A 13474-nucleotide genomic window follows, 5' to 3' on the forward strand; every position below is an offset into this window, starting at 1 on the left:
GTCGCACAGCCACTGTGCAGAATAATCGCGATCAAGCCTTCTGCATCCGCGCATTTATGCGGACAATCGAGCCTTTGAATGTTGGAGCCCGGAATGAAAGCCCGCTGGGATATTTTTTGTAGCGTCGTCGACAACTACGGCGACATCGGCGTGACCTGGCGCCTGGCCCGGCAATTGGTGTCGGAGCACGCTTGCGATGTGTGCTTGTGGGTCGATGACCTGCGGGCATTCGAGCGCATGTGCCCGCAAATCGATGTGCAGCAAGCGCTGCAATGGCAGGAAGGCGTCGAAGTGCGCCATTGGCCCACCGAGTGGGTGAAGGTGCCGGCAGCGGACGTAGTAATTGCCGCGTTCGCCTGTCAGTTACCGCCCGACTATATGGAGGCCATGGCTGAGCGCAAACGCGCGCCGTTATGGATGAACCTGGATTACCTGAGTGCCGAAGAGTGGGTGGTGGGCTGTCATCGGTTGCCGTCGGTCAAATTCAAGGGCGTGCAGAAGTACTTCTTCTTTCCTGGGTTCCGCGCCGGCACCGGCGGGTTGTTGCGTGAGGCAGGGTTGCTGGAGCGGCGTAAGGCGTTTCAGCAGGATGCCGGTGCACAGCGGGACTTCCTGCAAGCCTTGGGCATAGTTCCCGCAGCCGATGCGCGGCTTTTCTCACTGTTCGCCTACGAAAATGCCGGGCTGGCCAGCTGGCTGGACGTGTTATCGACGGACGGCCGTGCCACTCATCTGTTGGTTCCTGAGGGACGTATCCTGGGCGATGTGCAGCGCTGGCTCGGTGTGGACCCGCTGGTCGCAGGCGATATCCAGCAGCGCGGATCGCTGACGGTGCAAGTCATCGCCTTCGTGCGCCAGGAACAATACGACCACTTGCTGTGGTGCTGCGACTTCAATGCCGTGCGCGGCGAAGACTCGTTCGTGCGTGCCCAATGGGCCGGGCGTCCGCTGTTGTGGCACATCTACCGACAGGACGAAGACATCCATCTCGACAAGCTCGATGCCTTCCTGGCGCTGTACACCGCCAACTTATCACCGGCGGCCAGGGCGGCCGTTATCGGGCTCTGGCAAGCCTGGAACACCGAGGCCGACATGGCTCAACCGTGGAAAATGCTGCTGGACCACTGGCCGGAAGTGAATCTGCACGCCGAAACATGGTGTCTGGAACAAGGCTTGCAGGCCGATCTTGCGACGGCGCTGGTGCAGTTTTATGAAAGTTGGATATGATACGCCACCTTGAATTTTGTAAATCCCATCCAAATTTCGGATATATGCAATGAAAACTGGTAAAGAACTGAAACCCGGTACAGTGATCCGTCTCGAAAACGACCCTTGGCTGGTTCAGAAAGCTGAGTTCACCAAGTCTGGTCGTAACAGCGCAATCATGAAGACCAAGCTGAAGAACCTGCTGACCGGTTACAAGACCGAGATCGTCTACAGCGCCGATGACAAACTGGACGACGTGATCCTCGACCGCAAAGAAGCGACCCTGTCCTTCATCAGCGGCGACACCTACACGTTCATGGACACCACCGACTACACCATGTACGAGCTGAACGCTGAAGATATCGAAGCCGTTCTGCCGTTCATCGAAGAAGGCATGGAAGACGTCTGCGAAGCTATTTTCTTCGAAGAGCGCCTGGTTTCTGTAGAGCTGCCGACTACCATCGTGCGTAAAGTGGCCTACACCGAAGGTTCCGCTCGCGGTGACACTTCGGGCAAGGTGATGAAGCCTGCCAAGCTGAGCAACGGTACCGAACTGCAAGTGGCCGATTTCATCGAAATCGACGACCTGATCGAGATCGACACCCGCGAAGGCGGTTCGTACAAAGGTCGCGCCAAGAAGTAATTCTGGCCCTACCGATACGAAAAAAGCCCGACTTTGAGTCGGGCTTTTTTATGGGCGTTACTTTTTACTTGAGGTGTTGCTTCAGCTCATCCGAGGCCTGGAGCAATGCCGAGCGGACGGCCGGGACCTGGCTGACCACGTTGAGCAAACCGTAGTCGTGGATCATGCCGTTGTAGCGCACGGCGGTCACGGGTACACCGGCGGCGTCCAGCTTGCGGGCATAGGCTTCTCCTTCATCGCGCAGCACGTCGGCACCGGCGGTCTGGATCAGCGCGGGCGGCAAGCCCTTCAACTGATCAGTACTGGCCCGCAGTGGCGAGGCGTAGATCTCGGCGCGCTGCTTGGCGTCGGTGGTGTAGTTGTCCCAGAACCACTTCATCATGTTGCGGGTGAGGAAGTGCCCTTCGGCATATTGGTTGTAGGAACCGGTGTCGAAGTTGGCGTCGGTCACCGGCCACAACAGCACCTGGAACTTGATCGCCGGGGTGCCCTTATCTTTAGCCATCAGGCTGACGACCGCCGCCATATTGCCGCCGACACTGTTGCCCGCGACCGCCAGGCGCTTGCCATCGACGTTGATCTCTTGGCCATGTTCGGCCACCCATTTTGTAGCGCCGTAGGCCTGGTTGATCGCCACCGGGTAGTGCGCTTCCGGCGAAGGCGTGTAGTTGACGAACACCGCCACCGCCCCCGAACCCGCCACCAAGTCCCGCACCAGGCGTTCATGGGTCGGGTAATCCCCCAGCACCCAGCCGCCGCCGTGGAAGAACATGAACACCGGCAATGTTCCCTTGACCCCGGCCGGACGCACGATGGTCAGGTCCAGCGGCTTGCCATCGACCTGGATGGTCTTCTGGCTCACCTCTGCGGCCGGCAAGGTCAGCTTCACACCCGCCTGGGCGCCGGTCAGTACGGCACGGGCGTCCTTGGGCGTCAGTTGTTCCATCGGTTTGCCGGTGTCGGCGTTCAACACATCCAGAAAAGCCTGGGTGTTGTGTTCGACTTCACCGGTCGCAGCAAAGGCGTTAGTGATGGACAAGGCGAGCAGGGTGCCGGTGAGTGCTTTACCAATTGTGTTCATTGCGTTCTCCAGGGGCGGCCGAGGTCATTTAGACAGTCACGTGCAGGCGTACATCGACGTTGCCACGGGTGGCGTTGGAGTACGGGCAGACTTGGTGAGCGGCGTCGACCAGGCTTTGCGCGTCGTCCTGAGCCAGGCCGGGCAGGCTGATGTGCAGGTCGATATCCAGGCCGAAACCGCCGGGGATCTGGCCGATGCCGACGTGGGCGGTGATCGAGGCGTCATCCGGGATTTTGCGTTTGGTCTGGCTGGCGACGAATTTCAGGGCGCCGATGAAGCAGGCCGAGTAACCGGCAGCAAACAGTTGCTCAGGGTTGGTGGCCTGGCCACCGGCGCCGCCCAATTCTTTGGGGGTGGAGAGTTTGACGTCGAGGATGTTGTCGTTGGAAACAGCACGACCATCACGGCCGCCGGTGGCGGTAGCTACTGCGGTATAGAGCGTTTGCATGGGGTTTTCCTCTTGGTTATTAGCGCTAAATATTTGCGCGCTAAGTAGTTGGTGAGGCGAATGTATAGCGCTAATGTTTTGCGCGCAAGATAAATTTATAAAAATATTCTGAGGCGGGGACGAACGGTCATTTTCTGCGGGCGCCGCGGACGCGACGCCCTTGATGGGAGAGGTTAAAGGCTGCCTTGCAGGTTGGTGCGCAAGGCAATCAGGTCACCTTGCAACTTGCGCAATTGCTCCAGTTCCAGGCCGCTGGCACCGAGGATGCACTGGGGAATGCCCATTGCCTTGTCCTGCAGGGCGCGGCCGGCGTCGGTCAACTCCACGACCACCACGCGTTCATCTTCGCGGCTGCGAGTACGGCTGAGCAGGCCTTCAGCTTCCAGGCGCTTGAGCAGCGGTGTCAGCGAACCCGGATCGGTCAGCAGGCGACTGCTGATTTCGCCGACGGTCAAACCATCCTCTTCCCACAGCACCATCATGGCTAGGTACTGCGGGTAGGTCAGGCCCAGCGCTTGCAGCAGTGGCTTGTAGACCTTGGTCATCAGCAGCGAGGTAGAGTGCAGGGCGAAGCACAACTGGTTGTCCAGCATCAGGGATTCGCAAGGATCGGGGTTTTTGCTCATGACGGTGCCTCCGGAAAACGTATCTGGGCTGGAATCTAGCGGGCAAATCTTTAATGCGCCAGATAATTCTGTCCGAGCGGTCAGACCAAGCCACTTTGCAAGGCCAGGTCCCAGGGCGGCACCGGGCTGAAACGGGTTTTGAGGTATTCCAACAACAAGCGGCTGCGTGCATTGGGTTGCTGTTCCAGGCGCAGCGCATAGATCCCGGTGGTTTCCGGGCTGGGCAGGCCATTTTCGCAAAACAGCGGCAGCAGTTCGCCACGCACCAAGTATTCACTGGCCAGCCACGTGGGCAGGTGGGCAATGCCCAGTCCGGCCAGGGCACCGGACAGCAAGGCTTCGGCGTTATTCGCACTCATGCGGATGCGGCGCGGGCGGTAGGTGGCGCGGCGTCCATCCAGCTCGAAGCGCCAGGCGAATGTGGGCGCCAGGCCGTCCCAGTCCAACCCGTCGTGTTCGCTCAGCTCGCGAGGGTGGCTGGGCGTGCCTCGGCTTTTCAGGTAGGCCGGGCTGGCGCAGGCGACGCGCACGATGCTCGCCAGAGGCGTGGCGATCAAGCGTGTGTCGACGAGATGCCCCGCACGCAGCACCAGATCAACCTTGCCCAGGTGTGCGCCTTGCATGTCCACAAAGCTGTCGATCAGATGCAGGTGCACATCCAGCCCTGGGTAGACATTCAAGAAGTCGGCAATCACTGGCGCCAGGTGCCGTCGACCGAATGCTGCGGGCGCATCCACCCGAATCAGGCCCTCCGGGGCATGGCTCAAAGACACGGCTTCGGCCCGTGCCAACTGCAATTCGCTGACGATCCGCCGCGCCCGCTCGGCAAAGGCCAACCCCGCCGGGGTTGCCACCACCGCGTGGGTGCTGCGCTGGAACAAGCGGCTGCCCACCGAACTTTCCAGGCTGTCGATCCGCCGCGCCACCGCGGAGGGCGTCAGCGGATGCCGGCGTGCGGCGGCGGAAAAACTGCCGGTTTCCAAGACATCGAGAAACAGGCTCAGTTGATCGGTCAGGGTATTCGGGTTCATCGAATAGTCGCTTATGCGAGATTGGCATAGCCATTGTGCGTTGCTGTGCGTTTCCGCGCCAGAGCCGACTGCGTAGCATGCAAGGCCTGGGATTGCGGAGTAACAAGCGGTGTTGGATTTAGTGATGTACCTGGTATTGGGCGCGGCCCTCGGCACAGTGGGCGGCCTGTTTGGCATTGGCGGTGGGCTGATCGCGATCCCGGTGCTGGGCGTGTTGTTCGGCCTCGATCAACAGTTGGCCCAAGGCACGGCACTGGTCATGGTGGTGCCCAACGTGATGCTCGCGCTGTGGCGCTATCACCAGCGCAACCGTATCGAGCTGCGTCATGCGCTGCCGTTGGGCGTGATGGGGTTCAGTTTCGCCTGGCTCGGGTCGATCTGGGCGGTCGGCCTGGATGCGGGCGCAATGCGCATCGGCTTTATTGCCTTCCTGCTGACGCTTTCGGCCTACAACTTGGTCCGCATGTTCACCCGCAACGCACCGCCGACGGCGCAGATGCGTTACTCCTGGCCGTGGCTCGGGGTGCTCGGCGCAGCCTCTGGCTCCATGGGCGGCTTGTTCGGCGTCGGCGGCGCGGTGGTCGCGACGCCCGTGCTGACCAGCGTGTTCGGCACCACCCAAGTGGTTGCCCAAGGCCTGTCCCTGGCCCTGGCATTGCCGAGTACCGGCGTGACGCTGGTCACCTACGCCTGGCACCAAGAGGTGGACTGGATGATCGGCGTGCCCTTGGCCGTCGGTGGTCTGCTCAGTATCAGTTGGGGCGTGAAAGTCGCCCATGCGCTGCCGGAACGCGTACTGCGCGGCCTGTTCTGCGGCTTTCTGGTGGTGTGCGCAGTGATGCTGACCTTTAAAGTCTGAACCCTTCGATGATGTATTCCGCCAGGCAATCGGTGATGGGCGAGTTCATCCGCGTGTTACGCAGCAGATGCAGATTCATGGATGGCAGCGGCGGGAAACCCTCGTCGCGGCCAAGTATGCGCAGGTCTTCGGTTACCAGACTCTCCATGCTGACCATCACGGCGAGGCCCGCATTGACCACGGCCTGGATCGCCGACACGTTGGAGCTATGGTAGGCCAGGCGATAATCGCGTCCGGCCGCGTCCAGTGCCGAGCAGGCCCACTGGGTATACAGGCAGGCAGTACCGGACATCGCCAGCGGCAGAGCGTCGTGTTCTTCAGTGCAAAAACACGGCGCTGCCGCCCACACCATGCGCTCCGTGCGCAACAGTTCACCGATCTCATTGCCAGGCTCGCGGCTGACAACGGTCAGTGCCAAATCCCGCCGCTGCATCAGTACCGTGGACGCCTCGCAGTGCATCTCGATCTGGATCAGCGGGTAGGCCTTGGAAAACTGCTTGAGAATCCCTGGTAGGAACCGCATCACGTAGTCATCCGGCGTGCCGATGCGCACCAGGCCCACCATATGCGGCTCGCGCAGGGTGTTGAACACCTCACTGTGCAGCTTCAGGATACGCCGCGCATAACCCAGCAACACTTGGCCCTCAGGCGTCAGCCGCACCTGGCGGCCTTCGCGCTCGAACAGCTTGCGCTGCAACACGTCTTCTTCGAGGCGCTTCATCTGCATGCTCACCGCCGATTGCGTGCGGTTGACCAATTCACCCGCGCGGGTAAAACCGCCCTGGTCGGCGATGGCGACGAAGGTGCGCAGCACTTCGGTGTCGATGCTCGGGAAGCTGGACAATTGATCAATCTCTGAGATGTATTGCATAAGAAACATTCGTTGGATTGATCTTAAGCCCAGGCACACACTTGCGCCATCCCCACTGGAGGGCGAGAAGATGAAAGGTCAAAGAGGTTTTGTGTTGATGGCGAAACGTCCGTTTGCCGGGCTGTTTCACAAGATTGCCCGTTGGCAGGCGCTGCATGAGGAGCGCCAGATGCTGGCAACCTTGAGTGATGATGCGCTCAAAGATATCGGCATCAGCCGCGGTGACGTCGAGCATGAACGCCACCTGCATTTCTGGCAGGATCCGCTGCGAAAATGATCACGGATGCAGTAGGGTAGTCGGCGCGCCCACACGGAGAACCCCATGCCCGCCGAACTGTCATTCTCTCTCAAGCAAGCACGCCGCATGGCACTGGCGGCCCAGGGTTTTTCCGGGCGCCAGGCGCCTGCACTGATCAAGGCTGCGCACCTCAATCGCATGATCGAGCGTCTTGGCGTGTTGCAGATCGATTCGGTCAATGCCGTGGTACGTTCCCATTACTTGCCGCTGTTTTCCCGTCTGGGCAACTACTCCCCGTTAATCCTTGAACAGGCTGCCTGGAGCCAGGGTCGACGGCGTTCGTTGTTCGAGTATTGGGGGCATGAGGCCTCACTGCTGCCGATGGCACTATACCCGTTGATGCGTTGGCGTATGCAGCGGGCGCAGCAGGGGCAGGGCATTTATTCGCAGATGGCGCGTTTTGGCCGCGAGCAGCAAGCCACCATTCAGCGGGTGTTGCAGACTGTCGAGCAACAAGGCGCGTTGGGGGCTGGCAGTTTGTCGACCCGTGAGGAGCGCGCCGGCCCTTGGTGGGACTGGAGCGATGAAAAGCACGCACTGGAATGGCTGTTTGCCGCCGGACTGGTGACGGTTGCCGGTCGACGCGGTTTTGAGCGGCTCTACGACTTGCCGGAGCGGGTCATCCCCAGCGATATCCTTCAAATCGCTGTGACTGAAGCCGAAGCCCAACGTGGCTTGTTACTGCACAGCGCCACGGCATTAGGCGTGGGGACTGAAAAAGACCTGCGCGATTACTTTCGCCTCGATCCGGCCGACAGTCGTAACCGTCTCGCCGAACTGGTGGAAGACGGCCAACTGTGGGTTTGCCAAGTGCAAGGCTGGAAACAACCGGCGTACTGCCTGCCCGATCCGAAAGTGCCGCGCAAAGTGCCGGCCAGTGCGTTGCTCTCGCCGTTCGATTCGTTGGTCTGGGAGCGCAGCCGTACCGAGCGCCTGTTCGATTTCCGTTACCGCCTGGAGATCTACACCCCGCAAGACAAACGGGTGTATGGCTACTACGTGCTGCCGTTTCTGCACAACGAGCGGATTGCGGCGCGCATCGACCTGCGCGCCGAACGCGCCAACGGGCGCCTCGCGGTGCACGCCGTGCATGAGGAAGAGCCAGGCTTGGATGATGAGGGGATGGCGGCGCTGGCGTCGAACCTGCTGCAAATGGCCGACTGGCTCGGGCTGGAACAGGTCCAGCTCAATTGCCAGCGGCCCAGTGCCGACCGGTTGCGGGCAGCTCTGTTGTTCAGCGTTTGACCTGTTTCAACGTCTCGGCAATCAGAAACGCCAATTCCAGCGACTGATCGGCATTCATCCGTGGGTCGCAGTGGGTGTGATAACGGTCCGACAAGCCATCCTCGGTGATCGGCCGCGCGCCGCCGATGCATTCGGTGACGTTCTGCCCGGTCATCTCGATATGAATCCCACCGGCATATGTCCCCTCGGCCTGGTGCACTTGGAAGAAGTCCTTCACTTCACCCAGGATCTGCGCAAAGTCGCGGGTCTTGTAGCCACTGCTGGCCTTGATGGTGTTGCCATGCATCGGGTCGGAACTCCACAACACCTGCTTGCCTTCACGCTGCACGGCACGGATCAGGCCCGGCAAGTGATCACCAACCTTGCCCGCACCCATGCGCGCAATCAGGTTGAGGCGGCCGGGGTCGTTGTCCGGGTTGAGGATGTCGATCAGGCGGATCAGGTCATCCGGGTTCATGCTCGGGCCGACCTTGACCCCGATCGGGTTGTTCACACCACGCAGGAACTCGACATGGGCGCCGTCCAACTGGCGGGTGCGGTCGCCGATCCACAGCATGTGCGCCGAGCAGTCGTAGTAATCGTTGGTCAGGCTGTCGCGGCGCACGAAGGCTTGCTCGTAGTTGAGCAGCAGTGCTTCGTGAGCGGTGAAGAAACTGGTTTCGCGCAGTTGCGGCGAGCTGTCCATGCCGCAGGCGCGCATGAAGGCCAGGGTTTCGTCGATACGGTCGGCCAGTTGGCTGTACTTCTCGGCCAGCGCGGAGTTGGCGATGAAGTCCAGGTTCCACTTGTGCACCTGGTGCAGGTCGGCAAAACCGCCTTGGGCAAAGGCGCGCAGCAGGTTCAAGGTGGCGGTGGACTGGTGGTAGGACTGCAATAGGCGGTCCGGGTCCGGCACGCGGCTTTTTTCGTCGAAACCGATGCCGTTGACGATGTCGCCACGGTAGGCGGGCAGGGTGATGCCGTCGATGGTTTCATCGTTGGCCGAGCGCGGCTTGGCGAACTGGCCCGCCATGCGCCCGACTTTCACCACCGGGCAGCCGGCGGCGAAGGTCATCACGATGGCCATCTGCAGCAGCACCTTGAAGGTGTCGCGGATCTTCGCGGCAGAGAACTCGGCAAAACTCTCGGCGCAGTCACCGCCCTGCAACAGGAAGGCGCGACCCTGGGTCACTTCGGCAAACTGACGGCGCAACTCGCGAGCTTCCCCGGCAAACACCAGCGGCGGGTAGCTGGCCAGGTTCTGCTCCACTTGCAACAAGTGCGCAGCGTCCGGGTACTGGGGTTGTTGCTGGATCGGCAGGGCGCGCCAGCTGTCGGGGCTCCAGGGTTGGCTCATCATGAACTCGATTGGCTGATTGACGGTGGGGCGCCAATGTTATCAGCAATTAGTGCGTGACCTGTTGCCGCCGGTTGGCCGACAATCGCGCCTTTGCCGTGCGGTAAACCCTTTAGGAGTAGTGATGACCGAGGAGCGTGTCGAGCGCCTGCTGGCTGAAGTCCATGATGACTTCGGCATGATCCGTGTGCTCGAAGTGGCCGATTACCGTTTTCTCGAGTTCGGCGATGCCATCGAGCAAAGCTGTGTGTTCACCGCTGACCCGAGCTGGCTGGAGTACGACTACACCCGCGCGATGCTGATCGGCGCGTTGTGCCATGAACAGCCGGAAAGCGCGCTGTTCCTGGGCTTGGGTGCTGGCACGCTGACCCAGGCGTGCCTGAAGTTCCTGCCGCTGGAAGACGTGGAAGCCATCGAACTGCGCCCCGATGTGCCGCGCCTGGCCATCGAATACCTGGGGCTGGACGATGATCCGCGCCTGTACATCCGCATCGGCGATGCCCTGCAATTGCTGGAGACCGCTGAGCCGGCCGACTTGATCTTCGTCGACCTGTATACGGATGTCGGCCCTGGCGTCGGACACCTGGCCTGGACCTTCCTGGAAAATTGCCAGAAGAAACTCAACCCCGGCGGCTGGCTGGTGATCAACCAGTGGGCCACCGATGATGGCAAACCGCTGGGCGCTGCTTTGTTGCGTGGTTTGTATCACCGGCATTATTGGGAACTGCCGGTGAAGGAGGGCAATGTGATCTTGCTGGTGCCTTCGGAGCTGGATCAGGAACTGGACCTGCAGGCATTGTCCGCTCGCGCCGAAGCCCTGGCACCGCGATTGGGTTATTCGTTGCAGCCGTTGATCACGGCGATCCGCCCGGCGACCTGAGCTAGAAGCCTTTGAATACGCCGGGCCGCTTCTCGATCATCGCCCGTACACCTTCCTTGGCATCCTCGCTATTGAGCAGCTTATCCACCATCGGCGGCAACGCCGCTGCCGCAACGGTTTCGCCTTCCATCCGCGCCAACCGCGCCGACATCAGCGTGGCCTGCACACCCAGCGGCGACTGGCGGGCGATGCGGTTGGCCAGTTCGACGGCGCGAGGCAGCAGGTCTTCGCTGGCCATCACTTCCTGCACCAGGCCCAGGCGCAGGGCGTCATGGGCGTCGAATTCATCACCGGTGAGCAGCCAGCGCATTGCGTTGCCCCAGCCGGCAATCTGATGAAAGCGCAATGTCGCGCCGCCAAACGGAAAGATCCCACGCTGTACTTCCATCTGCGCGAAGCGCGTGTTGCTGGCGCAGAGATTGATATCGGCAGCCAGCATCAGCTCTATCCCGATGGTCAGGCAGTAACCCTGGGCCGCAACGATCACCGGTTTGCTCACGCGTGGGCCGGCAAATACGCCCCAGGGATCACAACCGCCCAGAGGCGGCTGCCAGCCGCCGGCCATCACGCTGCTGACGTTGGCCAGGTCCAGCCCGGCGGTGAAGTGATCGCCATGGGCAAACACCACGGCGACCCGCGCGTCGGTATTTCGATCAAATTCGCCATACGCCAGGCTCAGTTCATTGAGCAGGTCCAGGTCGAAGGCGTTGCGCTTGGCCACCCGATCCAGTCCTAAAAGCAAGACATGGCCCTGGAGTTCACGGCTGACGCGGCTGCTGCTGGCTTGATTCATCGGGTGTGCCCTCGGGCGCGGGGAAGGGTTTCGGACCAAAGGGTTCGAAAGGTCAGGTGAACCGTTTAAGCGTTATGACCAACAGGGCCGGGCCTTAGAAAAATAGACCTTGCCGGTGTTATCTGCAAAGACTGTGGCACAGCGCGGTTTATCGGTGCTTTCCGATAAAAAAAGCTCCCTTTTTCAGCTATTTCCGGTATAGTGCGCGCCGGCCTTTAACCGGGCCGCGTTTAGGTAGCGCAATTCCCCGAAGTCAGCTTCGGCTGCACGTCCGCACAGCGGACTCTCCCTTGACGAATCTTTTTCATTCATTCGTTTTCGCAAATCCCCGCCGACAAAGCAGCCAGGGCGACTCTTGAGTCTCAACACGGCATGCGCAGCTTTGGAGCATGGGTCTTTGCGGATGCACTTAGAGGCAGACCCATGACCCAGGAAACCGGCGGCTTCGCCGCTTTTAATCTTAACCCGAACATTCTCGCTGCCGTCATCGCGACCGGCTACGAAGAACCTTCGGCGATTCAGCAGCAATCGATCCCGATCATCATGGCCGGCAAGGACATGATTGGCCAGGCGCAAACCGGTACCGGTAAAACCGCCGCGTTCGCCCTGCCTATCCTGCACTGCATCGATCCTGCCAAGCGCGAACCGCAAGCCCTGATCCTGGCGCCAACCCGTGAGTTGGCGCTGCAAGTAGCAACCGCTTTCGAAACCTACGCCAAGCAAATGCCAGGCGTTACCGTTGTGGCCGTTTACGGCGGCGCGCCTATGGGCCCACAACTGAAAGCAATCCGTAATGGCGCACAGATCGTTGTCGCCACTCCGGGTCGTCTGTGCGACCACCTGCGTCGTGACGAAAAAGTACTGTCGACCGTGAACCACCTGGTTCTGGACGAAGCTGACGAAATGTTGAAGCTGGGCTTCATGGATGACCTGGAAGTCATCTTCAAGGCACTGCCACCGACCCGTCAGACCGTACTGTTCTCGGCCACCCTGCCACAGTCGATCCGTGCCATTGCCGAGCGTCACCTGCGTGACCCAGAGCACGTCAAGATCCAGACCAAGACTCAGACCGTTACCGCGATCGAGCAGGCTCACCTGTTGGTTCACGCTGACCAGAAGACCTCGGCTGTACTGAGCCTGCTGGAAGTCGAAGACTTCGACGCGCTGATCATGTTCGTGCGCACCAAGCAAGCCACCCTGGACCTGGCCAGTGCCCTGGAAGCCAAAGGCTACAAAGCCGCTGCGCTGAACGGTGACATCGCCCAGAACCAACGTGAGCGCGTGATCGACTCCCTCAAGGATGGCCGCCTGGACATCGTTGTGGCGACCGACGTAGCTGCTCGTGGCCTCGACGTTCCACGTATCACCCACGTGTTCAACGTTGACATGCCGTACGACCCAGAGTCCTACGTTCACCGTATCGGCCGTACCGGCCGTGCGGGTCGCGAAGGTCGTGCACTGCTGCTGGTGACTCCACGTGAGCGCCGCATGCTGCAAGTGATCGAACGTGTTACTGGTCAAAAAGTTGCCGAAGTCCGCCTGCCGGATGCCCAGGCCGTTCTGGATGCCCGCATCAAGAAACTGACCAACAGCCTGTCGCCGCTGGTGGCTGACGCTGAATCGACCCACGGCGACCTGTTGGACCGCCTGACCGCCGATATCGGTTGCACCCCGCGTGCCCTGGCTGCGGCCCTGCTGCGTAAAGCCACCAACGGTCAAGCCCTGACCCTGGCAGCCATCGAGAAAGAACGCCCACTGGTTCCGAACAACGCGCCACGCGGTGATCGTCCAGAGCGTACTGGCGACCGTCCAGACCGTGGTGATCGTGAGCGTCGCGCTCCGGTGCCATTGGCTGAAGGCCGTGCTCGTTGCCGTACCGCGCTGGGCGCGCGTGATGGTATCGCTGCCAAGAACCTGCTGGGCGCTATCCTCAACGAGGGTGGCCTGGCACGTGAAGCCATCGGTCGCATTCAGGTCCGTGACAGCTTCTCCCTGGTGGAACTGCCGGAAGACGGCCTGGAAAAACTGCTGGCCAAGCTGAAAGACACTCGCGTTGCCGGTAAGCAGTTGAAGCTGCGTCGCTACCGCGAAGATTGATCCGCCCCTAGGCTGATTGATCGCACATAAAAAATCCCCGACTGGTTCGGGGATTTTTTT

At 60.8% G+C, this 13474-nt stretch carries 14 protein-coding genes; 7 read left to right on the plus strand and 7 right to left on the minus strand.

Going from position 1 to position 13474, the window contains the following annotated elements; translation table 11 throughout:
- Positions 1–93 precede the first annotated feature (93 nt).
- Together earP and AYR47_RS15750 are read left to right on the plus strand one after the other, a co-directional pair.
- A complete protein-coding gene (gene earP / locus AYR47_RS15745; protein WP_033901467.1) occupies positions 94–1227 on the plus strand; it encodes an elongation factor P maturation arginine rhamnosyltransferase EarP in 1134 nt (377 codons plus the stop codon).
- A gap of 49 nt (positions 1228–1276) precedes the next feature.
- The gene (locus tag AYR47_RS15750; RefSeq protein WP_003172723.1) at positions 1277–1849 is read left to right on the plus strand and encodes an elongation factor P; all 573 of its coding nucleotides are present in this window, start codon (positions 1277–1279) and stop codon (positions 1847–1849) included.
- A 64-nt stretch (positions 1850–1913) separates the two neighbouring features.
- Here AYR47_RS15750 and AYR47_RS15755 read toward each other — a convergent pair whose 3' ends face one another.
- The 4 genes from AYR47_RS15755 to AYR47_RS15770 form a co-directional block, all read right to left on the minus strand.
- Positions 1914–2930 (minus strand): alpha/beta hydrolase, encoded by a 1017-nt coding sequence (locus tag AYR47_RS15755; RefSeq protein ID WP_061435846.1) that lies wholly within the window; start codon positions 2928–2930, stop codon positions 1914–1916.
- A 28-nt stretch (positions 2931–2958) separates the two neighbouring features.
- On the minus strand, positions 2959–3378 hold the full coding sequence (locus tag AYR47_RS15760; protein ID WP_010211852.1) for an organic hydroperoxide resistance protein: 420 nt from the start codon (positions 3376–3378) through the stop codon (positions 2959–2961).
- Between the two features lie 173 nt (positions 3379–3551).
- Positions 3552–4004, minus strand: a complete 453-nt coding sequence (locus AYR47_RS15765) for a MarR family winged helix-turn-helix transcriptional regulator (protein WP_033901373.1) — start codon at positions 4002–4004, stop codon at positions 3552–3554.
- A gap of 80 nt (positions 4005–4084) precedes the next feature.
- On the minus strand, positions 4085–5035 hold the full coding sequence (locus AYR47_RS15770) for a LysR family transcriptional regulator (protein ID WP_033901374.1): 951 nt from the start codon (positions 5033–5035) through the stop codon (positions 4085–4087).
- A 109-nt stretch (positions 5036–5144) separates the two neighbouring features.
- Between AYR47_RS15770 and AYR47_RS15775 the strand changes: the two genes are divergently transcribed.
- Positions 5145–5894: a sulfite exporter TauE/SafE family protein gene (locus AYR47_RS15775; RefSeq protein ID WP_016975383.1), complete on the plus strand. Its 750-nt coding sequence runs from the start codon at positions 5145–5147 to the stop codon at positions 5892–5894.
- On the opposite strand, the gene AYR47_RS15780 is transcribed toward AYR47_RS15775, so the two are convergent.
- A complete protein-coding gene (locus tag AYR47_RS15780; protein WP_033901375.1) occupies positions 5884–6765 on the minus strand; it encodes a LysR family transcriptional regulator in 882 nt (293 codons plus the stop codon). The two genes, AYR47_RS15775 and AYR47_RS15780, sit on opposite strands and share 11 nt — an antisense overlap.
- A gap of 70 nt (positions 6766–6835) precedes the next feature.
- Here AYR47_RS15780 and AYR47_RS15785 point away from each other — a divergent pair, with 70 nt between their 5' ends.
- Positions 6836–7042 carry a DUF1127 domain-containing protein gene (locus tag AYR47_RS15785; RefSeq protein WP_033901376.1) on the plus strand — a complete coding sequence of 69 codons (207 nt, stop codon included), beginning with the start codon at positions 6836–6838 and terminating at the stop codon, positions 7040–7042.
- A gap of 45 nt (positions 7043–7087) precedes the next feature.
- Positions 7088–8308, plus strand: coding sequence for a winged helix-turn-helix domain-containing protein (locus AYR47_RS15790; protein ID WP_061435847.1), 1221 nt, complete (start codon positions 7088–7090; stop codon positions 8306–8308).
- Here the strand turns inward: AYR47_RS15790 and AYR47_RS15795 are convergent.
- Complete coding sequence (locus tag AYR47_RS15795; protein ID WP_016975387.1) at positions 8298–9644, minus strand: class II 3-deoxy-7-phosphoheptulonate synthase; 1347 nt, start codon at positions 9642–9644, stop codon at positions 8298–8300. The two genes, AYR47_RS15790 and AYR47_RS15795, sit on opposite strands and share 11 nt — an antisense overlap.
- A gap of 124 nt (positions 9645–9768) precedes the next feature.
- On the opposite strand from AYR47_RS15795, the gene AYR47_RS15800 reads away from it, so the two are divergent.
- Entirely contained in the window at positions 9769–10524 is a 756-nt protein-coding gene (locus AYR47_RS15800) for a spermidine synthase (RefSeq protein ID WP_061435849.1), read from the plus strand.
- Position 10525: 1 nt separating this feature from the next.
- Here the strand turns inward: AYR47_RS15800 and AYR47_RS15805 are convergent, their stop codons facing one another.
- Positions 10526–11317: a crotonase/enoyl-CoA hydratase family protein gene (locus AYR47_RS15805; protein WP_061435850.1), complete on the minus strand. Its 792-nt coding sequence runs from the start codon at positions 11315–11317 to the stop codon at positions 10526–10528.
- Positions 11318–11740: 423 nt separating this feature from the next.
- Between AYR47_RS15805 and AYR47_RS15810 the strand changes: the two genes are divergently transcribed.
- Positions 11741–13414, plus strand: coding sequence for a DEAD/DEAH box helicase (locus AYR47_RS15810; RefSeq protein ID WP_017734403.1), 1674 nt, complete (start codon positions 11741–11743; stop codon positions 13412–13414).
- The last annotated feature ends 60 nt before the right edge of the window (positions 13415–13474 follow it).

Origin of the sequence: Pseudomonas azotoformans, from assembly GCF_001579805.1 — a bacterium.
GTDB classification, from domain to species: Bacteria; Pseudomonadota; Gammaproteobacteria; order Pseudomonadales; family Pseudomonadaceae; genus Aquipseudomonas; species Aquipseudomonas azotoformans_A.

Excerpts from the sequence above, each read along its gene's own strand:
- earP (WP_033901467.1), top strand. The coding sequence starts at position 94 with ATGAAAGCCCGCTGGGATATTTTTTGTAGCGTCGTCGACAACTACGGC.
- AYR47_RS15750 (WP_003172723.1), top strand. The coding sequence starts at position 1,277 with ATGAAAACTGGTAAAGAACTGAAACCCGGTACAGTGATCCGTCTCGAA.
- AYR47_RS15755 (WP_061435846.1), bottom strand. The coding sequence starts at position 2,930 with ATGAACACAATTGGTAAAGCACTCACCGGCACCCTGCTCGCCTTGTCC.
- AYR47_RS15760 (WP_010211852.1), bottom strand. The coding sequence starts at position 3,378 with ATGCAAACGCTCTATACCGCAGTAGCTACCGCCACCGGCGGCCGTGAT.
- AYR47_RS15765 (WP_033901373.1), bottom strand. The coding sequence starts at position 4,004 with ATGAGCAAAAACCCCGATCCTTGCGAATCCCTGATGCTGGACAACCAG.
- AYR47_RS15770 (WP_033901374.1), bottom strand. The coding sequence starts at position 5,035 with ATGAACCCGAATACCCTGACCGATCAACTGAGCCTGTTTCTCGATGTC.
- AYR47_RS15780 (WP_033901375.1), bottom strand. The coding sequence starts at position 6,765 with ATGCAATACATCTCAGAGATTGATCAATTGTCCAGCTTCCCGAGCATC.
- AYR47_RS15785 (WP_033901376.1), top strand. The coding sequence starts at position 6,836 with ATGAAAGGTCAAAGAGGTTTTGTGTTGATGGCGAAACGTCCGTTTGCC.
- AYR47_RS15790 (WP_061435847.1), top strand. The coding sequence starts at position 7,088 with ATGCCCGCCGAACTGTCATTCTCTCTCAAGCAAGCACGCCGCATGGCA.
- AYR47_RS15795 (WP_016975387.1), bottom strand. The coding sequence starts at position 9,644 with ATGAGCCAACCCTGGAGCCCCGACAGCTGGCGCGCCCTGCCGATCCAG.
- AYR47_RS15800 (WP_061435849.1), top strand. The coding sequence starts at position 9,769 with ATGACCGAGGAGCGTGTCGAGCGCCTGCTGGCTGAAGTCCATGATGAC.
- AYR47_RS15805 (WP_061435850.1), bottom strand. The coding sequence starts at position 11,317 with ATGAATCAAGCCAGCAGCAGCCGCGTCAGCCGTGAACTCCAGGGCCAT.
- AYR47_RS15810 (WP_017734403.1), top strand. The coding sequence starts at position 11,741 with ATGACCCAGGAAACCGGCGGCTTCGCCGCTTTTAATCTTAACCCGAAC.